Source organism: Streptomyces luteoverticillatus (genome assembly GCF_003970715.1).
Lineage (GTDB): Bacteria > Actinomycetota > Actinomycetes > Streptomycetales > Streptomycetaceae > Streptomyces > Streptomyces abikoensis.
In genome coordinates this window covers 1810793-1834992 of the sequence record NZ_CP034587.1, presented here as the reverse complement: position 1 = coordinate 1834992, position 24200 = coordinate 1810793, and the positions used below count along the sequence as shown (strand labels likewise).

Here is a 24200-nt window from a genome sequence, read left to right as displayed (position 1 = left end):
GACCCACCCCCCACACCCACCAACACCCTCAACCCCCTGCGATCCCCATCACCACGCGCCATCCCTCCCCGCCCCCACCTCCGCCTGAGACGCTGACCCCATGACCGATCTGCCCTACGGAACCCCCGACGCCCCCCGCGTCGCCGTCCGCGGCGAAGCCCGCCTCGAAGTCGACCCCGAGATCGCCCGCATCGGCATCACCGTCAGCGCCCGCGGCACCGACCGCCGCAACGCCCTCCAGGACCTCACCCGCCGCAACAACCAGGTCCTCGACCTCCTCAAGTCCTACGGCGACGCCGTCGAGAAGACCGAGACCGGAACCTTCAGCGTCACCCCCCAGCTCACCGACAAGGGCCGCCACGAACGCGTCCGCGCCTACCACGGCCACGTCCACATCACCGCCACCCTCGCCGACTTCACCGCCCTCGGCGAACTCGCCACCCGCCTCGCCGAACTCGAGCTCACCAGCGTCGACGGCCCCTGGTGGAGCCTCCGCCCCGACTCGCCCGCCCACGGCGAAGCCCGTCGGCAAGCCGTCCGCGAAGCCGTCCAGCGCGCCCGCGAATACGCCGCCGCCCTCGGCGCCGAACTCGCCGCCGTCGTCGAGATCGCCGACATCGGCGCCGAGAACACCGTCCCGGCCATGCCCGTCGCCCCCGGCGGCATGATGCGCTCGGCCGGCTACGGCGGAGCGCCCACGCCGCCGCCCGCGCTCGACCTCGAACCCCAGCGCCAGACCGTCTACGCCAGCGTCAACGCCCGCTTTACGATGACCCGCCCGACGCTCTAGGGAGCGGGCCGGGGACGCATGGGGGTGCTCATCAGAGCGCCCCCATGCACGTTTCACAAGGTGTCAACAAGCTTTTACCGAAAGGTCGTTGGCCAGTTGCGGAGGGCCAATTCTCTACCCACCGGTAGGTCATAAGGTCGTGCCATGCGCCGAGCGAAAATCGTCTGCACCCTTGGGCCCGCCACCGACTCGTACGAGCAGATCAAGGCACTCGTGGAAGCCGGCATGGACGTAGCCCGCTTCAACCTCAGCCACGGCACGTACGCCGACCACGAAGCGCGCTACCAGCGGGTACGCAAGGCAGCGGAGGAAACCGGCCGCAACGTCGCCGTACTCGCCGACCTTCAAGGCCCGAAGATCCGCCTGGGCCGATTCCGCGAAGGACCCGTACTCCTTGAACGCGGCGACGAATTCACCATCACCGTCGAAGACGTCGAAGGCGACCGCCACCAGTGCGGCACCACCTACAGCGGCCTCGCCTCCGATGTCGCCAAGGGCGAACGCGTCCTCGTCGACGACGGACGCGTCACCCTCGAAGTCGTCCAGGTCACCGGCCCCCGCGTCAAGACCCTCGTCCTCGAAGGAGGCATGGTCTCCGACCACAAGGGGCTCAACCTCCCCGGCGTCGCCGTCTCCGTCCCCGCCCTCTCCGAAAAGGACGTCGACGACCTCCGCTGGGCCATCAGGACCGGCGCCGACATCATCGCCCTCTCCTTCGTCCGCAGCGCGAGCGACATCGAGGACGCCCACCGCGTCATGGCCGAGGAAGGCCGCCACCTCCCCGTCATCGCCAAGATCGAAAAGCCCCAAGCCGTCGAGAACCTCGATGGCATCGTGGCCGCGTTCGACGGCATCATGGTCGCCCGCGGCGACCTCGGCGTCGAAATGCCCCTGGAATCCGTCCCCATCGTCCAGAAGCGCGCCATCAAACTCGCGAAGCGCAACGCCAAGCCGGTCATCGTCGCCACGCAGATGCTCGACTCGATGATCGAGGCCTCCCGCCCCACGCGCGCCGAGGCCTCCGACGTCGCCAACGCCGTCATCGACGGCACGGACGCGGTGATGCTCAGCGGCGAGACGAGCGTCGGGAAGTACCCCGTCGAGACGGTCCGCACGATGGGACGCATCGTCATCGCGGCGGAGGAGGACATCCTCGCGAAGGGCCTCCCGCCGCTGACCGAGCGCAGCAAGCCCCGCACCCAGGGCGGCGCCGTCGCCCGCGCGGCGGCCGAAATGGGCGACTTCCTCGGCGCGACGTTCCTTGTGGCCTTCACTCAATCCGGTGACACGGCTCGTCGGCTTTCGCGCTACCGCTCGCCGATCCCGCTCCTGGCGTTCACGCCGGAGCCGGCGACGCGGGCGATGCTCAACCTGACGTGGGGCGTGGAGACGTTCCTCGGCCCGGTGGTCGAGACGACGGACGAGATGGTCGACCAGGTGGACGAGTACCTGCTGAGGATCGGGCGCTGTCGCCAGGGCGACATGGTCATCATCACGGCGGGCTCCCCGCCGGCAATGGCGGGGACCACGAACCTGGTGCGGGTGCACCACATCGGGGAGGACGACGCGCCGAAGGAGTAAAGGAGTAGGGGTCAGTATTTCGGGCCTATGTGGGCGTCCATGAGGGCGACGGAGGCTTTGCGGGCGACGGAGACGTTCCAGGCGTTGGCCTGCTTCCAGCTGACGCCGAGTCTGTCGAGGGCGTCGGTGTACAGCCGCCGGATGTCCGCGGACTTGTTGGTGAAGAAGTAGCGCGGGTATTCGTAGCGCTTGGGCCGGCCCCGCACTGGTCGGGTGGCCCAGTTGGTGATGCGGCATCCGTCGGAGTGGACGAGGCCGCGTACGAACGCCCAAGGGTGCGTGTTCACGATCTGCTGCTGCCAGGGTTCGAGGTTGATCTCGCGCTCGTGCTTCTTGCCAGGGCCGTGCTGAGGGAAGAGGCACGCCCAGTGACGGCTGGTTCCGGCCACCGAGACGCAGCCCGCCTTCTGGACGACGCACACGCTGTTCTCCGGCCGCACGCCCTTCATCGCGTTGCGACAGGCCGTGATCAGCCCGGGCCACGCATTTGCGCAGGCGATGCGGAGGGCGTAGGTGCCGCTCGGCTGTCTGCTGACGCAGCCGTCGCCCAGGTAGAGGCCGAGCAGGTACGCGTACGCGGCGGGATCGTCGGGTGGTCGCGGCACGGGGCCGCAACGGCAGCAAGCCGACGCCGGGCGTGCGCGGGGTTCGATCCGGGTCTGCCATGAGCGGAGCGCGTACCGAGAAATCCCGGTCTCCTTGCTCACGGAGCTGAGGCTGCGGCCTTGATCGACGAGGGCAAGGGCTCGCTGACGGGTCTCGATGTCGTACATATCGACGAGAGTGGCCGCAGTGCCGCAGCGGAAGAAAGGATTCGAAGCTATGTTCACCGCAAGGGGTGAAGATCTCCAAGCGTCGGAAACGCTAGTGATCCTTCGAATCGAAGGTGAAGTGCCCCGGGTCGGATTCGAACCGACACTGTATGGGTTTTGAATCCATCGCCTGCTGCCAGTTGGGCTACCGGGGCCTTGTAATCCAAGGAGAGTCTATACCCCCTCGGTGCTCAAAACTACATGACGTAGGTAGGCTCATGCGAGCAGCACCTGCCCGTACCAAGGAGACCCGTGACCGCCGCCGAGCCCACGCCGCCCGTCGACGACGAGCCGCAGCACACCCCTCCGCACGTCACCCGTGTCGTGATCGCCGAGGACGAGGCCCTGATCCGTCTCGACCTCAAGGAGATGCTCGAGGAAGAGGGCTACTCCGTCGTCGGTGAGGCGGGCGACGGTGAGACCGCCGTGGCGCTGGCCCGCGAGCACAAGCCGGATCTGGTGATCCTCGATGTGAAGATGCCCGTCCTCGACGGGATCTCCGCCGCCGAGCGGATTGCGTCCGAGTCGATCGCCCCCGTGCTGATGCTCACCGCCTTCTCGCAGCGCGACCTCGTGGAGCGGGCCCGGGACGCCGGGGCCATGGCCTACCTCGTGAAGCCGTTCAGCAAGAGCGACGTCGTGCCCGCCATCGAGATGGCGGTCTCCCGCTTCACCGAGATGAAGGCGCTGGAGCAGGAGGTCGCCGACCTCGCGCAGCGGCTGGAGACGCGGAAGCTGGTGGACCGGGCGAAGAGCATCCTCCAGACCCAGTACGGGCTGACCGAGCCCGCCGCGTTCCGGTGGATCCAGAAGACGTCGATGGACCGTCGGTTGTCGATGCAGCAGGTGGCCGAGGCGGTCATCGAGGACGCCCGGGAGAAGAAGGCGGCCAAGGAGCAGTAGGCCTCGATGGCCATATGGAAGGGCCCGCGTCCGGTCTACCGGACGCGGGCCCTTCCGTATGGGCGAGGTCAGTCCTCGCCCAGGTACGCCTTGCGCACCGACTCGTCGTGGAGCAGCTCGGCCCCCGTTCCGGAGAGGACGATGCGGCCGGTCTCCATGACGTGCCCCCGGTCGGCGAGACCCAGCGCGGCCTGGGCGTTCTGTTCGACGAGGAGGATCGTCGTACCGCTCGCCTTGAGCTCGGCGATGGTGTCCATGATCTTCCGCATCATGATCGGGGAGAGGCCCATGGAGGGCTCGTCGAGCATGAGGAGCTTGGGGCGGGACATGAGGGCGCGGCCCATCGCCAGCATCTGTTGTTCGCCGCCGGAGAGGGTGCCGGCCGGCTGCCTGGCGCGTTCGCCGAGGATCGGGAAGAGCTCGTAGACGCGCCGGATGTCGTGGGCGATGCCGTCGCCGTCCTTGCGGAGGAACGCTCCGAGCTGGAGGTTCTCGGCGATGGTGAGGCGGGGGAAGATGTGGCGGCCTTCGGGGGAGTGGGCGAGGCCGAGGGCGACGACGCGGTGGGCGGGGATGCCGGTGAGGGGGCGGCCGTCGAAGCGGATGGTGCCGGAGCGGGGGGTGAGGAGGCCGGAGAGGGTGCGGAGGGTGGTGGTCTTGCCGGCTCCGTTGGTGCCGATGAGGGTGACGATCTGGCCGGTGTCGACGGTGAACGAGATGCCTTTGACGGCTTCGATCTTGCCGTAGGCGACGTGGAGGTCCTCGACTTCGAGGAGGGCGGTCATCGGTCGGTCTCCTCTGCGGCGTGGGCCTCGGCCGCCTGTACTTCCGCGGCTTCCGCCTCGCCCGGTGCGCCTTCGAAGGGAGTGCCGAGGTAGGCGGCGATGACGCGTTCGTCACGTTGGACGGTTTCCGGTGTGCCCTCCACCAGCTTCTCGCCTTGTACCAGCACGGCTACGTGGTCGCAGAGGTTGAAGATGAAGCGCATGTCGTGCTCGATGACGAGGACGGCGGTGCCCTGGTCGCGGATGGCGAGGACGAGTCCTTCGGTGTCGCGGGTCTCCTGGGGGTTCATTCCGGCGGTGGGTTCGTCGAGGAGGAGCAGGCCGGGGTCGCTGGCGAGGGCGCGGGCTATTTCGAGTCTGCGTTGTTCGCCGTAGGGGAGGTTGCGGGCGAGGTGGTCGCGCTTGGCGGCGAGTCCGGTGAAGGCGAGGAGTTCCATGGCGCGGTCCTCGGATGCCTTTTCGGCGCGGCGGAAGGCGGGGCCGCGGAGGAGGGCGGAGAGGAGGCCTTCTTTGGTGCGGGTGTGGCGGCCGACGAGGACGTTTTCGAGGACGGTCATATTGGCGAAGAGGCGGATGTTCTGGAAGGTGCGGGCGATGCCGGCCTGGGTGACGAGGTGGGGTTTGGGCGGGAGGACGGTGTCGCGGTAGGTGACGGTGCCTTCGGTGGGGGTGTAGAGGCCGGTGAGGCAGTTGAAGAAGGTGGTTTTTCCGGCGCCGTTGGGGCCGATCAGCCCGACGATCTGGTTCCGGTGGACGGTGAGGTCGACGGCTCGTACGGCGGTGAGTCCGCCGAAGCGCATGGTGACGCCGGTGGCGGTGAGGACGGGGGCGGTGGTTGCGGCGGCTGTGGTCGTCATGGTGGTTATGCCTCCGCCTTGGTGAGCCCGTTGCCGTTGCCGTTGCCGTTGCCGTTGCCGTCGGCGCCCGGGCCCGGGTCGGTCGAGGCTTCGTGGAACTCCAGCTGCCGGCGGCGGTTGGGGATGATCCCTTCGGGCCGGAAGCGCATGAGGAGGATGAGGGCGAGGCCGAAGGCGAGGAGCTGGTAGTCCTGGAGGAACTGGAGTTTGGCGGGGATGAGGTAGAGCAGCGCGGCGCCGAGGAGGGGGCCGGTGATGGTGCCCATGCCGCCGAGGATGACGGCGGCCAGCAGGAACGCGGAGTTGGGCGGTACGGGTCCGGCGAAGACGTATTGCTCGGGGACGACGGTGTAGGCGACGTGGGCCTGGACGGTGCCGGCTAGTCCGGCGAGGGTGGCGCCGAGGGCGAAGGCGATGAGTTTGAGGCGGAAGCCGTTGATGCCCATGGCGGTGGCGGCGGTCTCGTCCTCGCGGATGGCGACCCAGGCGCGGCCGATGCGGGAGTTTCCGGCGCGGCTGAAGACGAGGACGACGAGGGCGGTGAAGAAGAGCATCAGGAGGTAGTAGTTGGCGAACGGGGTGAGGGTGAGGCTGCCGAGGGAGTGTTTGGCGCCGAAGTCGTAGCCGAGGATGACGAGGTCGGGGATGTTGGGGATGCCGTTGGGGCCGTTGGTGAGTGAGGGGCCGGATTCTCCGTTGAGGTTGCCGACGGTGATGCGGAAGATCTCGCCGAAGCCGAGGGTGACGATGGCGAGGTAGTCGCCGCGGAGCCGGAGGGTGGGGGCGCCGATGACGACGCCGAAGACGAGAGAGGCGGCGGCGCCGGTGAGGACGGCGGCCCAGAAGGGGAAGTGGATGTGGAGGGTGGAGGCGGTGGAGCCGGAGACGAGGGCGGCGGTGTAGGCGCCGACGCCGAGGAACGCCACGTAGCCGAGGTCGAGGAGGCCGGCGAGGCCGACGACGACGTTCAGGCCGAGGGCGACGGTGGCGAAGATGAGGATGTTGACGATGATGAGGGTGTATTCGTCGGTGTCCTGGGTGAGAGGGAAGAGGACGGCGGTGACGAGGGCCGCGGTGAGGGTGACGCGGCGGTGCCGGTGGGTGAGGGCGGTGAGCCGGGCGCCCAGTCCGTCGGCGAAGAGGGCGGCGGTGGTGAAGCCGGTGAGCAGGAGGAAGCCGGTGAAGAGTTCGCCGTAGGCGGTGCCGATGCCGTAGGTGAGGACGTGGAGAGCGAGTCCGAACACGGCGGCGATGACGGCGATTTCGGCCCATGCGGGCAGGGCGCGGGCCGGTGGCAGGGGGCGTGCGGGGGTGTGGGGGAGGGCGAGGGCGCCCGTGAGGGTGGTGAGGGCGGCCGCTCCGGCGAGGTAGCCGCCGGGTTCGAGGTTGACGAGTCCGCCGAGGCGGGCGGCGATGGCGATGAGCGAGTACCAGGTGGTGGCCAGTGTGCCGGCGGCCAGGAGGAGGGCGGCGGTGTGGCGGCCGGAGGGGTTGAGCCAGCGGAGGCCGGGAAGGCCGGTGGGGCCGGCGGTGGCGAGGACTTGGGCCAGGGTGAGGGCCGCGCCGGTGAGGGTGAGGATCTGGAGGCCGCCGGGGTAGCCGGTGACGGTGAGGTTGCCGGGGAAGGCGCGGGTCCAGGTCCAGGGGAGGAAGGTGGAGAGGAGGGTGAGGAGTGCTCCGCCGGCCGTGAGGATCTTGGCGGTGGTGGCGGGCAGCGGGATGAGGGGCAGACCGAGCCGGGCGATGGCGCGGCGGCCGGTGCCGGCACCGGTGCCGGTGCCGGTGCGGTGGTGTTGTGGGGTCATGGGTCTCACGCCCGATCCGCGACGCGTTCGCCGAGCAGGCCCTGTGGCCGCACGAGGAGGACGACGATGAGCAGGACGAAGGCCCAGACGTCCTTCCAGCCTCCGCCGCCGAGCTGCTGCATTCCGGGGATGTGCTGGATGTAGGTGGTGGAGGCGGTCTCGGCGATGCCGAGGACGACGCCGCCGAGCATGGCGCCGTAGATGTTGCCGATGCCGCCGAGGACGGCGGCGGTGAAGGCCTTGAGGCCGAGGATGAAGCCCATCTCGAAGTTGATCTGTCCGGCGCGGAGTCCTTGGGCGACGGCGGCGACGGCCGCGAAGGCGCCGCCGATGGCGAAGGCGAGGACGATGATGCGGTCGGTGTCGATGCCCATGAGCCGGGCGGTGTCGGGGTCCTGGGCGGTGGCCTGCATGGCGCGTCCGGTGCGGCTCCGGGCGACGAAGAGGCCGAGGGCGAGCATGCACAGGGGTGCGGCGACGAGGACGAAGACATCGTCGCGCTGGAGGTGGACGTTGCCGGTGAGTTCGAAGGCGTCGCCGTGGAACTGCGGGAAGCTGCGGGATTTCTTGGCGTCGGGGTAGAAGGCCCAGACGAGTTGCTGGAGGGCGATGGACAGGCCGATCGCGGTGATGAGGGGGGCGAGGCGGGGGGCGTCGCGGAGGGGTCGGTAGGCGAAGCGTTCGGCGGCGGTGGCGACGGCGACGGAGGTGACGGCGCCGCCGAGGAGCATGAGGGGGAGGGCGGCGGTGAGGGGGACGGTGTCGGGGAGCCAGAGCCGGACGGTGAGGGCGCCGAAGCCTCCGATCATGACGATCTCGCCGTGGGCGAAGTTGATGAGCTGGACGATGCCGTAGACCATCGTGTAGCCGATGGCGATGAGGCCGTAGAGCGTTCCCAGTGCGAGTCCGCTGACCAGTGTCTGCGGCAGTTCGTGCACCGCGTGCCTCCCCGTGGGGTGTGGTGGGCGGTGCCGCGCGAGGGGTGCGCGGGTGCGGGTCCTTCGCGCGGGTGGCCCGGTCAGTCCTGGAAGGTGGCGCTCTTGAGGGATTTCCAGGCCCCGCCTACGACCTGGTAGACGGTGAGTTGTTTGTTGGTGGTGTCGCCGTACTGGTCGAAGGAGACTTTTCCTGTGACGCCGTCGAAGGAGACCTTGGACATGGCGCCGAGGACTTTGTCGCGGGCGTCGGCGGGGAATTTGCCGTTGTTGTCCTCGACGGTCTTCTTGACGGCCTGGACGATGGCCCAGGCGGCGTCGTAGGAGTATCCGCCGTAGGTGGCGTAGGCGTCCTTGTAGCCGGCGTCCTTGTAGCCCTGGACGAATTTCTTGGCGGAGTCGAGTTCTTCGACGGGGTAGCCGACGGAGGTGGCGAGGTCGCCGTCGTTGGGTTCGCCGGAGGCGGTGATGAAGCCGGGGTTGTAGATGCCGTCGCCGCCCATGAGGGGGATGCGGGCGCCGGCCTTCTTGACCTGGTCGGAGAGGAGGCCGGCTTCGGGGAACTGGCCGCCGAAGTAGACGGAGTCGGCCCCGGAGTTCTTGATCTTGTTGGCGATGCCGGAGAAGTCGGTCTCCTTGACGGTGAGGTGGTCGGTGCCGGCGATCTCGCCGCCGAGGCGTTTGAATTCCTCGGCGAAGATGGTGGCGAGGCCGACGCCGTAGGTCTGTTTGTCGTCGACGACGAAGGCCTTTTTCTTCTTGGCTTCCTTGTAGAGGTGCTGGGCGGCGAAGCGGCCCTGGATGATGTCGGTGGTGGCGGTGCGGAAATAGGTCTTGAAGGGACGGTTCTTCTCGCCCTTGGCCCAGTTGTCGCCCTGGGTGAGGGCGGGGTTGGTGTTGGCGGGGGAGACCAGGGTGAGGCCGGCTTTCTCGAAGACGCCCTGCATGGACTGGGCGACGCCGGAGTTCATGGGGCCGACGACGCCGAGGACGTTCTTGTCGGCGGCGAGTTTGGCGGCGTTCTGCTGTCCGGTGCCGGGGACGGCCTGGTCGTCGAGGGCGGTGGTCCGGAAGGTGACGCCCTTGACCTCGTTGTTCTTGTTGGCGGTGCGCACGGCGAGGTCGACGGAGTTCTTGATGCCCTGCCCGAAGGGGGAGAGCGAGCCGGTCAGCGGGGCGTCGACGCCGATGGTCACGGTGGTCTTCGCGCCGCCGTCGCCGGCGCCGTTGTCCTTGCCGTCCCCGGCGTCGCGTGATCCGCAAGCGGTGAGGGCGAGGGTTCCGGTGGTGAGCGCGGCGGTGAGGATGGTGAGGGAGCGGTGGCGCACGCTGGGTCCTTTCCCTGGCGCGGTGGCCTCTGGAGAGGTGCCGTGTCATTCGCCGGGCGGCTTCGGGCGCGGGGTGGGAAGGTGCTGTGCGGGATGGCTGCGGTGTGCTGGACGAACGGCCCGGCGGTCACGATGTGCCGCGACTGTAGGGGGTGGGCGCGGGGGTCGGGCAGAGGTGACGACGATGCTGTGACTTTCTTGTTATGACGGAGATCACACTCCGCTTTTCGGTCGTCGCCGGGTGCCGGGACGCGCGACGGCCGGCCACGGGGTTCCGTGGCCGGCCGTCGTCGTGGCGCGGGTGGGTCCGTCGGCTGTGCGTCAGCCTGCCGTCTGCTCGCGGATGACGCAGGTGAGGCGGGCGGAGCAGACGCGGCGGTCCTGCTCGTCGGTGATGGCGATCTCGTAGGTGGCGGAGGTGCGGCCGCGGTGGACGGGGGTGGCGACGCCGGTGACGAGGCCGGAGCGGACGCCGCGGTGGTGGGTGCAGTTGAGGTCGACGCCGACGGCGATCCGGGTGGGCCCGCCGTGGAGCATGGCGCCCACCGAGCCCAGGGTCTCGGCGAGGACGGCGGAGGCGCCGCCGTGCAGCAGGCCGTAGGGCTGGGTGTTGCCCTCGACGGGCATGGTGCCGACGACGCGTTCGGGGGAGGCCTCGACGACGGTGACGCTCATGCGCTCGCCCAGGTGGCCGGCGGAGAACAGGGCGTTGAGGTCGAGCCCGCTGTCGGCCCACTGGTCGAGGATGTCCTGCGGGAACGTGGTCTTGCTGTGCTCGCCCATGCGCTGCGGCTCCGATCGCCCGTGGTCATTGTGTTGTGAACGTTTTTTCAGCCGGACCGTCCTGTCGTCAACTGCCGTTAACGCCCGCTGTCCGCGGCTGCGGATGCGGCTGCGGATGCTGTTGCCGGCTCGAGCCGGATGACGACGGACTTGCTGGCGGGCGTGTTGCTGGTGTCGGCGGTGTGGTCGAGCGGTACGAGCACGTTGGTCTCGGGGTAGTACGCGGCCGCGCAGCCGCGCGTCGTGGGGTAGTGGACGACGCGGAAGCCGGGCGCGCGGCGTTCGGTGCCGTCGGTCCATTCGCTGACGAGGTCGGCGTACGCCCCGTCGGCGAGGCCGCGCTCGCGGGCGTCGTCGGGGTGGAGCAGGACGACGCGGCGGCCGTTCTTGATGCCGCGGTAGCGGTCGTCGAGGCCGTAGATGGTGGTGTTGTACTGGTCGTGCGAGCGCAGGGTCTGCAGCAGCAACCGCCCTTCGGGCACCCGCGGGTACTCGACGGGGGTGGCGCTGAAGTTGGCCTTGCCGGTCGCGGTGGGGAAGCGGCGGGCGTCGCGGGGGGCGTGGGGGAGGGTGAAGCCGCCGGGGCGGGCGACGCGGGCGTTGAAGTCCTCGAAGCCGGGGATGACGCGGGCGATGCGGTCGCGGATCGTCGCGTAGTCGCGTTCGAAGTCTTCCCAGGGCGTGGGGCTGGCCTCGCCGAGGGTGCGGCGGGCCAGGCGGCAGACGATGGCGGGCTCGGAGAGGAGCTGGGGGCTCGCGGGTTCGAGGCGGCCGCGGGAGGCGTGGACCATGCCCATGGAGTCCTCGACGGTGACGAACTGGTCGCCGGCCTGCTGGCGGTCGCGTTCGGTGCGGCCGAGGGTGGGGAGGATCAGGGCGCGGGCGCCGGTGATCACGTGGGAGCGGTTGAGCTTGGTGGAGACGTGGACGGTGAGCCGGGCGCGTCGGACGGCGGCTTCGGTGACGTCGGTGTCGGGTGTGGCGGAGACGAAGTTGCCGCCCATGGCGAAGAAGACCTTGGCCTGTCCGTCGCGCAGGGCGCGGATGGCGCGGACGACGTCGAGGCCGTGTTCGCGGGGCGGGGTGAAGCCGAATTCCTTCTCGAGGGCGTCGAGGAAGGCGGGGGCGGGGCGTTCGAAGATGCCCATCGTGCGGTCGCCCTGGACGTTGCTGTGGCCGCGGACGGGGCAGACGCCGGCGCCGGGGCGGCCGATGTTGCCGCGCAGGAGGAGGAAGTTGACGACTTCCTTGATGGTGGGGACGGCGTGCTTGTGCTGGGTGAGGCCCATGGCCCAGCAGACGATGACGCGCCGGGAGTCCAGGACCATGCGCAGGGCGGTTTCGATCTCCTCGCGGCGCAGTCCGGTGGCGTGGAGGGTCTCGTCCCAGTCGGCGGTGCGGGCGGCGTGGGCGAAGTCCTCGAAGCCGTGGGTGTGCTCGTCGACGAAGGCGGTGTCGACGGCGCCTTCGGTTTCGAGGATCAGGCGGTTGAGGAGGCGGAAGAGGGCCTGGTCGCCGCCGAGGCGGATCTGCAGGAAGAGGTCGGTGAGGGCGGTGCCGCCGGCGGCGAGGCCGCGGGCGTTCTGCGGGTTCTTGAAGCGTTCCAGGCCCGCTTCGGGGAGCGGGTTGACGGTGATGATCCGGGTGCCGCCGCGCTTGGCCTTCTCCAGGGCGCTGAGCATGCGGGGGTGGTTGGTGCCCGGGTTCTGGCCGGCGACGATGATCAGGTCGGCCTTGTAGAGGTCGTCCAGCAGGACGCTGCCCTTGCCGATGCCGATGGTCTCGGTGAGCGCGGAGCCGGAGGACTCGTGGCACATGTTGGAGCAGTCCGGCAGATTGTTGGTGCCGAACTCGCGGGCGAAGAGCTGGTAGAGGAAGGCGGCTTCGTTGCTGGTGCGGCCGGAGGTGTAGAAGACGGCTTCGTCGGGGGTGGCGAGGGCCTGGAGTTCCTCGGCGACGATGTCGAAGGCGCGTTCCCAGGTGACGGGTTCGTAGGTGGTGGCGCCCTCGGCGAGGTACATGGGGTGGGTGAGGCGGCCCTGCTGGCCGAGCCAGTAGCCGCTGCGTCCGGCGAGGTCGGCGACGGAGTGGGCGGCGAAGAAGTCCGGGGTGACGCGGCGGAGGGTGGCTTCCTCGGCGACGGCCTTGGCGCCGTTCTCGCAGAATTCGGCGGCGTGGCGCTTGTCGGGCTCGGGCCAGGCGCAGCCGGGGCAGTCGAAGCCGTTCTTCTGGTTGACCTTGAGGAGGGTCAGGGCGGTGCGGCGGACGCCCATCTGCTCGTGGGCCATGCGCAGTGAGTGGGCGATGGCGGGAAGCCCGGCGGCGGCGTGCTGCGGGGCGGTGACGCTGGGCGCGTCCTGGATGGGGTCATCCGTGGGCGGATTGCCTGCCATCGGTTTCCTCCTGTGGTAGCTTCCGCTTGTTCCGTAAGGGACCGGTTCGGGCTGGACCGCAACCCAATGGGTTGGAAGTCCGTCGCGTCGGCGGTGGACGGAGTCACCTCGCTCTCCCTTGTGCTGGGGAGCGGTTGATCCATCGTATGGATCTGATCGTGCCATGAGGCGCCCGGAGCGCTGCCGGACTGGGTCGAGCCTGACGGGTCGGTCGCGGCCCGGTGGCACTCCACTGTCAGTGGGCCGTGGCAGGATCGGGGGCGTGGCATCCAAGGCATCGAATACCCCGACCGAAGCGAACGACCCGACCGGCGACGCCGGGGGAGGCCGTCCCCGTCTGCTGTTGATGGACGGGCACTCCATGGCGTACCGGGCGTTCTTCGCGCTGCCCGCCGAGAACTTCACGACGTCGGCCGGTCAGACGACGAACGCGGTGTACGGCTTCGCGTCGATGCTGGCCAATACGCTGCGTGATGAGCGGCCCACGCATTTCGCGGTGGCGTTCGACGTGTCGCGGAAGACGTGGCGCTCGGAGGAGTACCCCGAGTACAAGGCGACGCGTTCGGCGACGCCGGACGAGTTCAAGGGTCAGGTGAAGCTGATCGGCGAGCTGCTGGACGCGATGAACGTGCGGCGTTTCGCGGTGGACGGCTTCGAGGCCGACGACGTCATCGCCACGCTGGCGACGGAGGCGGAGGCCGAGGGCTTCGAGGTCTCGATCGTCACGGGCGACCGTGATTCCTTCCAGCTGATCACCGACGCGGTCACGGTGCTGTACCCGACGAAGGGCGTCTCGGAGCTGACGCGCTTCACTCCGGAGAAGGTCCAGGAGAAGTACGGGCTGTCCCCGTCGCAGTATCCGGACTTCGCGGCGCTGCGCGGCGACCCGTCGGACAATCTGCCGGGCATCCCGGGTGTCGGTGAGAAGACGGCCACGAAGTGGATCAACCAGTTCGGTTCGTTCGCGGAGCTCGTCGAGCGGGTCGACGAGGTCAAGGGCAAGGCCGGGCAGAATCTGCGCGACCACCTGGAGGCGGTCAAGCTCAACCGCCGGCTGACCGAGATGGTGCGGGACGTGGCGCTGTCCACGCATCCGGACGATCTGGAGCGCCGGGCCTACGACCGGAACGCGCTGGTGACGTTCCTGGAGGGCCTGGAGATCCGCAACCAGGGTCTGCGGGACCGGCTGCTGGCGGCCGACCCGGGCGCCGACTCGGCCGAGGAGCCGGCCCCGGAGGCGGGCGCCGAGGTCGACGGCGTGGTGCTGGGCACGGGCGCTCTGGCGCCCTGGCTGGCCGAGCACGGTGCGGGCCCGCTGGGTGTGGCGATCACGGATTCGTGGGCGAAGGGCAGTGGCCGGGGCGCGGAGATCGCGCTGGCGACGGGCGAGGGCCCGGCCGCGTGGTTCGACCCGGCGGAGCTGGACGAGGCCGACGAGCGGGCGTTCGCCGCGTGGAGCGCGGACCCGGCGCGTCCGAAGGTGATGCACGACGCGAAGGCCGCGATGCGGGTCTTCGCCGATCACGGCTGGTCGGTCGAGGGCGTGACGATGGACACGGCGCTGGCCGCGTACCTGGTCAAGCCGGGGCGCCGGTCGTTCGCGCTGGACGCGCTGTCGGTGGAGTACCTGGGGCGCGAGCTGGCCACGGCCGCGGCCGGTGACGGCCAGCTGGCCTTCGGCGCCGACGAGCAGGCCGAGGCGGACGCGCTGATGGGCCGGGCCCGTACCGTTCTGGATCTGGGCGGCGCGTTCGCCGGGCGGGTCGAGGAGGTGGGCGCCGCGCGGCTGCTGGCCGATGTGGAGCTGCCGACGAGTGCCGTGCTGTCCGCGTGCGAGCGGGCGGGCATCGCCGCCGACCGGGGCTGGCTGGAGCGCATGGAGCAGCAGTTCGCCGCGGCCGTGCAGCAGGCGGTGGAGTCGGCGCATCTGGCGGCGGGCCGCGAGTTCAACCTGGGCTCGCCCAAGCAGCTCCAGGAGGTCCTCTTCGGCGAGCTGGGCCTGCCGAGGACGAAGAAGACCAAGACGGGCTTCACCACGGACGCGGACGCGCTGGCCTGGCTCGCCGCGCAGACGGACAACGAGCTGCCGGTGATCATGCTGCGGCACCGTGAGCAGTCCAAGCTGCGCTCCACGGTCGAGGGCCTGATCAAGGCGATCGCCGCCGACGGCCGGATCCACACCACGTTCAACCAGACCGTGGCGGCCACGGGCCGGCTGTCCTCCACCGACCCCAACCTCCAGAACATCCCGGTGCGGACGGACGAGGGCCGTGCCATCCGCCGGGGCTTCGTGGTCGGCGAGGGCTTCGAGTCGCTGATGACGGCCGACTACAGCCAGATCGAGCTGCGGGTGATGGCCCACCTCTCGGAGGACGAGGGCCTGATCGAGGCGTTCACCTCCGGTGAGGACCTCCACACGACGGTCGCCTCCCAGGTGTTCGGCGTCGCCAAGAGCGAGGTCGACCCCGAGATGCGCCGGAAGATCAAGGCGATGTCGTACGGCCTGGCGTACGGGCTGTCGGCGTTCGGGCTCTCGCAGCAGCTGAACATCATGCCGGACGAGGCGCGTCGTCTGATGGACACGTTCTTCGAGCGGTTCGGCGGCGTGCGCGATTACCTGCAGCGCGTCGTCGAGGAGGCCCGTGCCACGGGCTACACCGAGACGATGCTGGGCCGGCGCCGCTACCTGCCGGATCTCAACAGCGACAACCGGCAGCGGCGCGAGATGGCCGAGCGGATGGCGCTGAACGCCCCGATCCAGGGCACGGCCGCCGACATCGTCAAGATCGCGATGCTGCGGGTGGCCGAGTCCCTGGCGGCGGAGAAGCTCACCTCCCGGATGCTGCTCCAGGTGCACGACGAAATCGTGCTGGAGATCGCGCCGGGGGAGCGGGAGAAGGTGGAGGAGCTGGTCCGTCGCGAGATGGCCGGCGCCGTCGAGCTGCGCGCCCCGCTGGACGTGTCGGTGGGTGTCGGCGGGGACTGGGAGTCCGCCGCGCACTGACGCCCGCGCGTGCGATGTCCTACGGCCCGTTCCCGGCGATCGTTCGCCGGGGCGGGCCGTACGGCGTTGTTCTCTTCCGCGCCGGGCGTTGCTACCGTTCCCCCTCACCTGACGCCTCGTCAGGTGAGGGGAATCCGCCGGGAGGCTCCGCATGCGCGCACTGGCCGCCGCGGCCATCGGACTGGCCGCCGCCTTCGCCCTCGTCCTCGCCGTCACGGCCGTCGGCCCGCCCCGGGGCGAGACCTCCCCCGAGCCCCTGCTCACCTCCGCCCCCGCCCGGCCCTAGCGGAGCGGCCCCGCCATGCGCCGACGGGCGAGCCTCGTACTGCTGGCCTTCGCGGTCTTCTGCGCCGCGCTGTCACCCCTGCTGCGCTGGTACGCCTTCCCCCGCCTGGCCAAGGTCCCCGCCGGCCAGTACCGGACCGTCGTCATGGAGGCCGAGAACGCCACCCTCATCGACTACGACACCCTCAAGCCCCGCACCGTCCCCCGCCTCACCGTGGTCCAGACCCTCAAGGGCAACGTCGAGAAGGCCCGGGAGGTCGGCGCCGAGACCGGCCGCGACGTCGTCGTCTGGGACACCCTCTCCTACGCCGCCGGCCCGGACGGCGCCATGGTCTCCATGATCCCCGAGCGGTACGTCTTCGACGCCCACAGCCAGGAGCCCGTCCACGCGGGCGGCGAACACGTCGACGGCACCCCGGTGCGCCGCGACGGCATCGAGTTCAAATGGCCGTTCCTCGTCGAGAAACGCGACTACCGCTACTTCGACCTGATGACCCGCACCTCCGCGCCCATCCACTACAAGGGCACCCGCACCTTCCACGGCCTGGACGTCTACTACTTCGAGCAGACGATCCCCTGGACCAAGGTCGCCCTGCCCAGGAAGCTGCCGCTCGGCATCAGTCCCGACACCGTCCGGCAGCTCGGCCTGGAACGCTGGTACACCACCCGGCGCATGTTCTGGATCGACCCCGTCACCGGCGCCCCCGTCAACGGCGAGGAGATCCACCGCGAGGAGATGCGCTGGACCGGCGCCCCCGGCAAGGAACCGATCCCCGCCTTCTCCGGCCATGTGAAGATGCGCCCCGACCACGTCGACTCGACCGTCGCCCTCGTGGCCTCGCAACGGCAGCTGGTACTCCTGCTCACCAGCTACCTCCCCTGGGGCCTCCTCGGCCTCGGCGGCGTCCTGCTCGCGCTCTCCCTCGCCCTGGAGGCCCGAGATCGGCGTGCGGTCGCGGCGGACCGGGCACACGATGGAGGGAAACCCGAACGGGTGACCCCGAAAGAGGTCGCCTGAGCAGAGGAGGCCCGCCGTGAAGGATTCCCCGGAGGACGCGTCCACCCCGTCCCGCCCCAGCCGGCTCTACACCGGCGGCGAGCGGCCCTTCGACCCCGAGGACCTCGTCATGGCCTCCGGCCACGACGTGACCCCCGAACGCGTCGAGGCGGCCAGGCGCCACATAGAGGAAAAGGGAGCCGCCGCGCTGGAGCGGTACCTCCCCTGACGGCGAGGCCGGCGGACGGGACGCGTCACGCCCGGTCGTCCGCGAGGCGACGCGCTAGCGCCTAGCGCCTGGCGTTGGCGCGGCGCGTCGCGGTGGCCGTGGCCGGGTCCTCCGGCCAGGGGTGCCGCGGATACCGGCCGCGCAGCTCGGCCCGTACGGACCGGTAGCCGTCCCGCCAGAACGACGCCAGATCCGCGGTGACCGCCGCCGGACGCCCCGCCGGGGACAGCAGATGGACGAGGACGGGCACCCGCCCTCCCGCGACCCGGGGCGTCTCGTGCAACCCGAAGAGCTCCTGGAGCTTGACCGCCAGCACGGGCTGCTCACCGCCGTAGTCCACCCGGATCCGTGAGCCGCTCGGCACCTCGATGCGCTCCGGCGCCAGCTCGGCCAGCCGCACGGCGTCACCGCTCGCCCACGGCAGCAGCCGCTCCAGCGCCGCCCCCGCGTCCAGCCGCTCCAGATCCGCGCGCCTGCGGGCCCGGTCCAGCTCCACGCCCAGCCATTCGTCCGCCCGCGCCAGCAGCGCCTCGTCGGACACGTCCGGCCACGGCTCGCCCAGCTCACGGCGGAGGAACGCCAGCCGCTGCCGCAGCGCCGCCCCCTCCGCGCCCCACCGCAGCAGCCCCGGGCCCTCGCGGCGCAGCCCCTCCAGCAGCGCCGCCCGCACCAGCCCCCGATCCGGCGCGTTCAGCACGCTCGCGGTCAGCTCCACCGCGCCCAGCCGGGCCACGCGCCGGGCCACGACGTCGCGCCGCTCCTCCGACCAGCGCACCTCCTCGCCCTCGTCGAGCAGCGACCCGGCGGCGGCCCGTGCCGTCTCCTCGTCGATCACCGCGCCCAGCCGCACCCGCGCCGACGCGGCGGCGACGGGCCGGTCCGCCACGGCCACCGCGAGCCAGGGCGCGGTGCGCAGCCGCGACCCGTCACCCAGCTCGGCGCCCGTGCCCGACACCATCAGGTACGAGGCCCCGCCGCGCAGCCGCGCCACGCGCTCGGGGAACGCGAGCGCGGCAATCAGGCCGGCGACGGCGTCGTCGGAGTCGCCGGTGCCGCTGGTGTCCGCGCGGGACGCGGCCGCGGCGGGCTCCTCGGAGACGCTCCGCAGCGCGCTCTCCAGCCTGCGCGCCTCCGCGCGCCAGCGGGCGCCGTAGGCGTCGTTCCCGCGCCGGGCGGAGCGCCACGCCGCCGCCAGATCGTCCCCGTACTCCCTCGGTGGTTCCTCGCTCAGCAGCGCCACGACCTCCGCCGCCCGGCGTGCGCCGACCTCGCGCGCGCCGTCCAGGAGGGCGCGCGCGAGCCGGGGGTGCACCCCCAGGCGCGCCATGCGCCGGCCCCGGTCGGTGGGCCGCCCGTCGGCGTCCACGGCGCCCGTGGCCGTCAGCACCGACCGCGCGGCCGCCAGGGCGCCGGCCGGCGGGGCGTCGAGCAGCGCGAGGCCGGTCGCGTCGGGATCGCCCCAGCAGGCGGCCTGCAGCGCGAACGCCGTCAGGTCCGCCACGGTGATCTCCGCCGCCGGGAACGCGGGCAGCCGCGTCTCGTCCGCCTCCGTCCAGCAGCGGTACACCGCCCCCGGGGCCTCGCGCCCCGCGCGGCCCGCCCGCTGCCGCCCGGACGCGCGGGACGCCCGTACGGTCGTCAGCGCGCTCAGCCCCCGGGCGTGGTCCATGCGCGGCTCCCGGGCCAGCCCGGCGTCCACCACGACCCGTACGCCCGGCACGGTCAGGCTCGACTCGGCCACCGAGGTCGCCAGCACCACGCGCCGCGTCCCGGTGCCGCCGGCCAGCACCGCGTCCTGCACGGCGGCCGGGGCCCGCCCGTGCACCTGGAGCACCTCGGCCCCGCCGGGTGCCCCGCCCAGCAGCCCCGCGACCCGGCCGATCTCGCCCACGCCGGGGAGGAAGCAGAGCACGTCGCCCTCCCGCTCGCGCAGCGCCCGCCGCACCACGGCGGCCACGTGCTCCAGCAGCGCCGGATCCACACGCATGCCGTGCGGCGGCCGTATCGCGCGCTCCGGCGGTGCCCACACCACCTCCACGGGGTGCGACACCCCCGCCGCCTCCACCACCGGCGCGCCGCCCAGCAGCCGCGCCCAGCCCTCGGCGTCCGTCGTCGCCGACGCGGCCACCAGCCGCAGCTCCGGGCGCAGCGCGGCCCGGACGTCCAGGAGGAAGGCGGCGGCGGTGTCGGCGTCCAGATGGCGTTCGTGGCACTCGTCGAGCACGACGACGTCGACGCCGGCGAGCTCCGGGTCGCGCTGGAGGCGCTGGAGCAGGACACCGGTGGTGACGACCTCCACCACGGTCGAGGGCCCGGCCCGGCGCTCGCCGCGCACGGTGAAGCCGACCTTCCCGCCGACCTCCTCGCCCAGCAGCCACGCCATCCGCCGCGCGGCGGCGCGCGCGGCGATCCGGCGGGGCTCGGCGACCAGGACGCGGCGCACCGGCCCGGAGCCGGTCAGCCCGGCCAGCGCCAGCGGCACGAGCGTCGTCTTCCCGGTCCCGGGCGGCGCGCACAGTACGGCCGCACCGTGCCCGTCCAGGGCCTCCCCCAGGGCAGGCAGCACGGACCGCACAGGCAGCTGAGCAAGAGCGTCATCACGGATCACGCCTCAAGTCTCACCCACCTACCGAGACGCCCCGTAAGGGGCGCGGGGCAGCGTCGATGTGCGGCTACCGCCGCGTGGGCGCGACCAGCCACCGACGGCCGGCAGCCGACAAACCGCCGTCTCCCGGAAGCCGCCCGCAGGGTCAGTCCCGCTCGCAGACGAAGATCGCCGTCCCCGGAATCAGATGCCCCCGCAGCGGGGACCAGCCACCCCACTCCTGCTGGTTCCACGCGGGCCACTCCGGCTCGACCAGGTCGACCAGCCGGAAGCCCGCGGCCACGACATCCCGCACCCGGTCCCCGACCGTCCGGTGGTGCTCCACGTACACCGCCCGGCCGGTCTCGTCCTGTTCCACGTACGGCGTGCGGTCGAAGTACGACGCGGCGACGGACAGCCCCTCGGGCCCGGGCTCGTCGGGGAACGCCCAGCGGATGGGGTGGGTCACCGAGAAGACCCAGCGGCCACCCGGTCGCAGTACCCGCCGCACCTCGCGCATCAGCCGCACCGGCTCGGCCACGAACGGCACCGCGCCGTACGCGGAGCAGGCCAGGTCGAAGGAGCCGTCCGCGAAGGGCAGGGCGCAGGCGTCGGCCTCCACGAGGGGGAAGTCCACGCCGATCCGCAGGGCGTGCTGGAGCTGCCGGTGGGAGAGGTCGAGGGCCACCGGGCGGGCGCCCCGCGCGGCCAGCCAGCGCGAGCACTGGGCGGCGCCGGCGCCGATCTCCAGGACGTCCCGGCCCTTGAGCGACTCCGCCGGGCCCAGCAGGGCGGCCTCCGCCTCGTCGAGGCCCTCGGGCCCCCAGACGAAGCGGTCGTCGCCGAGGAAGCCGCCGTGCTCGTTCTGGTACTCGTCGGCGTTCCGGTCCCACCAGCCGCGACTGGCCCGGCTGCTCTCGGCCTCGCCGGTCTCACGGCGGGTGGCCTCGGGCTCGTATTCTTGGGTCATCTGATCATCCCGGCGGTCGCGCCTGGGCCGTGTGCCGGCCGGCGGTGGGGTGGTCGGTCGGTGGTGCGCGGCGGGCTCGGAGGCGGGTCGACGCGTCACGGGGACCCGATCTTCGCAGGTTCCCCTCCGGAGCGTGCCGCCAAGGGGTCCGCAGGGCCGTCCGGGGGGTGGCGCGCCGGGGTGCTCCGGGACCCCCGTGGCCTCGCACAACCCGAGTTGTGCCGGATTTGCTGCGATTCATCCCGGGTGTGCGCCTTCGCGCATTGACCGTGTCCGGCTGCCCCCGTATGCTACAAGTTGCGCTGCGAGCCTGCGCGCCTCAGACCGAGCAGGCCGCGCTCGCACTTGTTGTATGTCCCCTCGGTTGTCGAGGCGCTCCCGGTCCGCCGGGCAAAAAGCTCTTCACGGAGAGTGCGCCTCCAAGGCTGTCCGGCTTCGGCAGTGTGTGATACGGGCTCTCGGCGTAGCAGTACCTACGACTTCAATGTCCGTACCGGAGCCCTTTCCCACATGACGAGCAGCACCGAGACCACCGCCACCACCCCGCAGGTTGCGGTCAACGACATCGGTAACGAGGAAGCCTTCCTCGCCGCGATCGACGAGACGATCAAGTACTTCAACGACGGCGACATCGTCGACGGCGTCATCGTGAAGGTCGACCGGGACGAGGTCCTGCTCGACATCGGTTACAAGACCGAGGGTGTCATCCCCTCCCGCGAGCTCTCGATCAAGCACGACGTCGACCCGAACGAGGTCGTCAAGGTCGGCGACGAGATCGAGGCCCTGGTTCTCCAGAAGGAGGACAAGGAAGGCCGCCTGATCCTCTCGAAGAAGCGCGCCCAGTACGAGCGCGCCTGGGGCACCATCGAGAAGATCAAGGAAGAGGACGGCATCGTCACCGGTACCGTCATCGAGGTCGTCAAGGGTGGTCTCATCCTCGACATCGGCCTCCGTGGCTTCCTGCCGGCCTCCCTGGTCGAGATGCGTCGTGTCCGCGACCTCCAGCCCTACGTGGGCAAGGAGCTCGAGGCCAAGATCATCGAGCTGGACAAGAACCGCAACAACGTGGTCCTGTCCCGCCGCGCCTGGCTGGAGCAGACCCAGAGCGAGGTCCGCCAGACCTTCCTCACCACCCTCCAGAAGGGTCAGGTGCGCTCCGGCGTCGTCTCCTCCATCGTCAACTTCGGTGCCTTCGTGGACCTGGGCGGCGTCGACGGTCTCGTCCACGTCTCCGAGCTGTCCTGGAAGCACATCGACCACCCGTCCGAGGTCGTCGAGGTCGGCCAGGAGGTCACGGTCGAGGTCCTGGACGTCGACATGGACCGCGAGCGCGTCTCCCTGTCGCTCAAGGCCACCCAGGAAGACCCGTGGCAGCAGTTCGCCCGGACCCACCAGATCGGTCAGGTCGTCCCGGGTAAGGTCACCAAGCTCGTTCCGTTCGGTGCGTTCGTGCGCGTCGACGAGGGCATCGAGGGCCTGGTCCACATCTCCGAGCTGGCCGAGCGCCACGTGGAGATCCCGGAGCAGGTCGTCCAGGTCAACGACGAGATCTTCGTCAAGGTCATCGACATCGACCTCGAGCGTCGTCGCATCAGCCTCTCGCTGAAGCAGGCCAACGAGTCCTTCGGTGCCGACCCGTCCGTGGTCGAGTTCGACCCGACCCTGTACGGCATGGCCGCGTCCTACGACGACCAGGGCAACTACATCTACCCCGAGGGCTTCGACCCCGAGGCCAACGACTGGCTGCCGGGTTACGAGAAGCAGCGCGAGGAGTGGGAGCGCCAGTACGCCGAGGCGCAGCAGCGCTTCGAGCAGCACCAGGCGCAGGTCATCAAGTCCCGCGAGGCGGACGCCGAGGCTGCCGCCGCCGGCGACCAGGACGCCGCGCAGGCCGCTCCGGCCGGTGGCTCGTACTCCTCGGAGTCGGCCGACACCTCCGGCGCCCTGGCGTCGGACGAGGCTCTCGCCGCCCTGCGCGAGAAGCTCGCCGGCGGCCAGAGCTGAGGCTCTGACCGACCGCGCTCGGCTGAATAGCTGACCGATGTAAGGCCCGCTCTCCTTGGAGAGCGGGCCTTACGCGCGTCTGCCGCCCCTTTTCACCCCGCGCCCTTTTCACCCCCGTGCTCCGGCCCGGACGGGAATGGTGGCGGTCCCCAAGAACGTTCTCCCTCAAGGAACATGAGGAGGAACGGTCACCGTGTTGGATCCGCAGGGTTTGTACGAATGGGAGCCCAAGGGGCTCGCCGTCGCCGACCTGGCTCTTGCCCAGGACACGGCCGGACTGGTCATGCTCTACCACTTCGAGGGCTACATCGACGCCGGTGAGACGGGCGAGCTGATCGTCAAGCGGCTGCTGGGCGACCTGCCGCACCAGGTCGTGGCCCGCTTCGACCACGACCGGCTCATCGACTACCGCGCGCGGCGCCCCCTGCTGACGTTCCAGCGCGACCGCTGGACCGCCTACGAGACGCCGAAGCTGGAGCTGTACCTGGTGCAGGACGCCACGGGCGCCCCGTTCCTCCTGCTCACCGGCCCCGAGCCGGATGTGGAGTGGGAGCGCTTCGCCGCCGCCGTACGCCTGCTCGTGGAGCGGCTCGGCGTACGGCTGTCCGTCAACTTCCACGGCATCCCCATGGGTGTCCCCCACACCCGGCCCGTCGGCATCACCCCCCACGGCAACCGCACCGACCTGATGCCCGGTCACCGCAGCTACTTCGACGAGGCCCAGGTGCCCGGCAGCGCCGAGTCGTTCGTCGAGTACCGCCTCGCGGAGGCCGGCCACGACGTCCTGGGCGTCGCCGCCCACGTCCCGCACTACGTCGCCCGCTCGTCCTACCCCGACGCGGCGCTGACGGCCCTGGAGGCGGTCACCGCCGCCACCGGGCTCGTCCTGCCCGACGCCGCGCACGCCCTGCGCACCGCGGCGCACCGCACCCAGGAGGAGATCGAGCGTCAGCTCGGCGAGGGCGACGAGGAGCTGATCACGCTCGTCCGGGGCCTTGAGCACCAGTACGACGCGGTGGCCGGGGCCGAGACCCGGGGCAACCTCGTCGCCGAGCCGGTCGAACTGCCCTCCGCCGATGAACTGGGCGCCGAATTCGAGCGATTCCTCGCCGACAGGGAGGGCGACGGCGGCCGCTGACACCCCGCCCGATAGCG

General features: G+C 70.9%; 19 protein-coding genes and 1 tRNA gene. 9 read left to right on the top strand and 11 right to left on the bottom strand.

The genetic code is table 11. The features are described from left to right. The first annotated feature begins 100 nt into the window (after positions 1 to 100). Together EKH77_RS07715 and pyk are read left to right on the top strand one after the other, a co-directional pair. Positions 101 to 790, top strand: a complete 690-nt coding sequence (locus tag EKH77_RS07715) for an SIMPL domain-containing protein (protein WP_126913665.1) — start codon at positions 101 to 103, stop codon at positions 788 to 790. A gap of 144 nt (positions 791 to 934) precedes the next feature. Further along, on the top strand, positions 935 to 2371 hold the full coding sequence (gene pyk / locus EKH77_RS07710; protein WP_126913664.1) for a pyruvate kinase: 1437 nt from the start codon (positions 935 to 937) through the stop codon (positions 2369 to 2371). Positions 2372 to 2382: 11 nt separating this feature from the next. On the opposite strand, the gene EKH77_RS07705 is transcribed toward pyk, so the two are convergent. Beyond that, positions 2383 to 3144 carry a transcriptional regulator gene (locus EKH77_RS07705; protein ID WP_126913663.1) on the bottom strand — a complete coding sequence of 254 codons (762 nt, stop codon included), beginning with the start codon at positions 3142 to 3144 and terminating at the stop codon, positions 2383 to 2385. A gap of 119 nt (positions 3145 to 3263) precedes the next feature. Beyond that, positions 3264 to 3338 (bottom strand) — tRNA-Leu (locus tag EKH77_RS07700). A gap of 97 nt (positions 3339 to 3435) precedes the next feature. Here EKH77_RS07700 and EKH77_RS07695 point away from each other — a divergent pair. Then, entirely contained in the window at positions 3436 to 4086 is a 651-nt protein-coding gene (locus EKH77_RS07695; protein ID WP_126913662.1) for an ANTAR domain-containing response regulator, read from the top strand. Between the two features lie 68 nt (positions 4087 to 4154). On the opposite strand, the gene EKH77_RS07690 is transcribed toward EKH77_RS07695, so the two are convergent. The 7 genes from EKH77_RS07690 to EKH77_RS07660 form a co-directional block, all read right to left on the bottom strand. After that, entirely contained in the window at positions 4155 to 4871 is a 717-nt protein-coding gene (locus EKH77_RS07690) for an ABC transporter ATP-binding protein (protein WP_126913661.1), read from the bottom strand. Then, positions 4868 to 5737: an ABC transporter ATP-binding protein gene (locus tag EKH77_RS07685; RefSeq protein WP_430981026.1), complete on the bottom strand. Its 870-nt coding sequence runs from the start codon at positions 5735 to 5737 to the stop codon at positions 4868 to 4870. Before EKH77_RS07685 ends, EKH77_RS07690 begins: the two co-directional genes overlap by 4 nt. Continuing rightward, positions 5734 to 7533, bottom strand: a complete 1800-nt coding sequence (locus EKH77_RS07680) for a branched-chain amino acid ABC transporter permease (RefSeq protein WP_126913659.1) — start codon at positions 7531 to 7533, stop codon at positions 5734 to 5736. The genes EKH77_RS07685 and EKH77_RS07680 overlap by 4 nt, the downstream gene beginning before the upstream one ends. A gap of 5 nt (positions 7534 to 7538) precedes the next feature. After that, positions 7539 to 8471: a branched-chain amino acid ABC transporter permease gene (locus tag EKH77_RS07675; RefSeq protein WP_126913658.1), complete on the bottom strand. Its 933-nt coding sequence runs from the start codon at positions 8469 to 8471 to the stop codon at positions 7539 to 7541. Between the two features lie 80 nt (positions 8472 to 8551). Beyond that, a complete protein-coding gene (locus tag EKH77_RS07670; protein ID WP_126913657.1) occupies positions 8552 to 9796 on the bottom strand; it encodes a branched-chain amino acid ABC transporter substrate-binding protein in 1245 nt (414 codons plus the stop codon). Positions 9797 to 10117: 321 nt separating this feature from the next. Continuing rightward, a complete protein-coding gene (locus EKH77_RS07665) occupies positions 10118 to 10579 on the bottom strand; it encodes a PaaI family thioesterase (RefSeq protein WP_126913656.1) in 462 nt (153 codons plus the stop codon). A 77-nt stretch (positions 10580 to 10656) separates the two neighbouring features. Continuing rightward, positions 10657 to 12972, bottom strand: a complete 2316-nt coding sequence (locus EKH77_RS07660) for an FdhF/YdeP family oxidoreductase (RefSeq protein WP_126913655.1) — start codon at positions 12970 to 12972, stop codon at positions 10657 to 10659. Between the two features lie 346 nt (positions 12973 to 13318). On the opposite strand from EKH77_RS07660, the gene polA reads away from it, so the two are divergent. The 4 genes from polA (at position 13319) to EKH77_RS07640 (ending at position 17487) form a co-directional block, all read left to right on the top strand. Further along, entirely contained in the window at positions 13319 to 15976 is a 2658-nt protein-coding gene (gene polA / locus EKH77_RS07655; protein ID WP_126917944.1) for a DNA polymerase I, read from the top strand. A 151-nt stretch (positions 15977 to 16127) separates the two neighbouring features. Further along, positions 16128 to 16262, top strand: a complete 135-nt coding sequence (locus EKH77_RS07650; RefSeq protein ID WP_126913654.1) for an SPW_0924 family protein — start codon at positions 16128 to 16130, stop codon at positions 16260 to 16262. A 15-nt stretch (positions 16263 to 16277) separates the two neighbouring features. Next, positions 16278 to 17279: a DUF3068 domain-containing protein gene (locus EKH77_RS07645; protein WP_126913653.1), complete on the top strand. Its 1002-nt coding sequence runs from the start codon at positions 16278 to 16280 to the stop codon at positions 17277 to 17279. Positions 17280 to 17295: 16 nt separating this feature from the next. Beyond that, on the top strand, positions 17296 to 17487 hold the full coding sequence (locus tag EKH77_RS07640) for a hypothetical protein (protein ID WP_126913652.1): 192 nt from the start codon (positions 17296 to 17298) through the stop codon (positions 17485 to 17487). A gap of 61 nt (positions 17488 to 17548) precedes the next feature. Here EKH77_RS07640 and hrpB read toward each other — a convergent pair whose 3' ends face one another. Together hrpB and EKH77_RS07630 are read right to left on the bottom strand one after the other, a co-directional pair. Further along, on the bottom strand, positions 17549 to 20095 hold the full coding sequence (hrpB, locus tag EKH77_RS07635) for an ATP-dependent helicase HrpB (protein WP_126913651.1): 2547 nt from the start codon (positions 20093 to 20095) through the stop codon (positions 17549 to 17551). 142 nt (positions 20096 to 20237) lie between these two features. Next, on the bottom strand, positions 20238 to 21041 hold the full coding sequence (locus EKH77_RS07630; RefSeq protein WP_126913650.1) for a class I SAM-dependent methyltransferase: 804 nt from the start codon (positions 21039 to 21041) through the stop codon (positions 20238 to 20240). Positions 21042 to 21551: 510 nt separating this feature from the next. Here EKH77_RS07630 and rpsA point away from each other — a divergent pair. Together rpsA and EKH77_RS07615 are read left to right on the top strand one after the other, a co-directional pair. Next, entirely contained in the window at positions 21552 to 23045 is a 1494-nt protein-coding gene (gene rpsA / locus EKH77_RS07620) for a 30S ribosomal protein S1 (protein WP_126913649.1), read from the top strand. A 193-nt stretch (positions 23046 to 23238) separates the two neighbouring features. Next, positions 23239 to 24183 (top strand): PAC2 family protein, encoded by a 945-nt coding sequence (locus EKH77_RS07615; protein ID WP_126913648.1) that lies wholly within the window; start codon positions 23239 to 23241, stop codon positions 24181 to 24183. Positions 24184 to 24200 lie beyond the last annotated feature (17 nt).

Bases quoted from the DNA above. Each gene is read 5' to 3' on its own strand.
- polA (WP_126917944.1), top strand. From the start codon at position 13,319: ATGGACGGGCACTCCATGGCGTACCGGGCGTTCTTCGCGCTGCCCGCC.
- EKH77_RS07715 (WP_126913665.1), top strand. From the start codon at position 101: ATGACCGATCTGCCCTACGGAACCCCCGACGCCCCCCGCGTCGCCGTC.
- EKH77_RS07680 (WP_126913659.1), bottom strand. From the start codon at position 7,533: ATGACCCCACAACACCACCGCACCGGCACCGGCACCGGTGCCGGCACC.
- rpsA (WP_126913649.1), top strand. From the start codon at position 21,552: ATGACGAGCAGCACCGAGACCACCGCCACCACCCCGCAGGTTGCGGTC.
- EKH77_RS07690 (WP_126913661.1), bottom strand. From the start codon at position 4,871: ATGACCGCCCTCCTCGAAGTCGAGGACCTCCACGTCGCCTACGGCAAG.
- EKH77_RS07665 (WP_126913656.1), bottom strand. From the start codon at position 10,579: ATGGGCGAGCACAGCAAGACCACGTTCCCGCAGGACATCCTCGACCAG.
- EKH77_RS07630 (WP_126913650.1), bottom strand. From the start codon at position 21,041: ATGACCCAAGAATACGAGCCCGAGGCCACCCGCCGTGAGACCGGCGAG.
- pyk (WP_126913664.1), top strand. From the start codon at position 935: ATGCGCCGAGCGAAAATCGTCTGCACCCTTGGGCCCGCCACCGACTCG.
- EKH77_RS07645 (WP_126913653.1), top strand. From the start codon at position 16,278: ATGCGCCGACGGGCGAGCCTCGTACTGCTGGCCTTCGCGGTCTTCTGC.
- EKH77_RS07650 (WP_126913654.1), top strand. From the start codon at position 16,128: ATGCGCGCACTGGCCGCCGCGGCCATCGGACTGGCCGCCGCCTTCGCC.
- EKH77_RS07660 (WP_126913655.1), bottom strand. From the start codon at position 12,972: ATGGCAGGCAATCCGCCCACGGATGACCCCATCCAGGACGCGCCCAGC.
- EKH77_RS07705 (WP_126913663.1), bottom strand. From the start codon at position 3,144: ATGTACGACATCGAGACCCGTCAGCGAGCCCTTGCCCTCGTCGATCAA.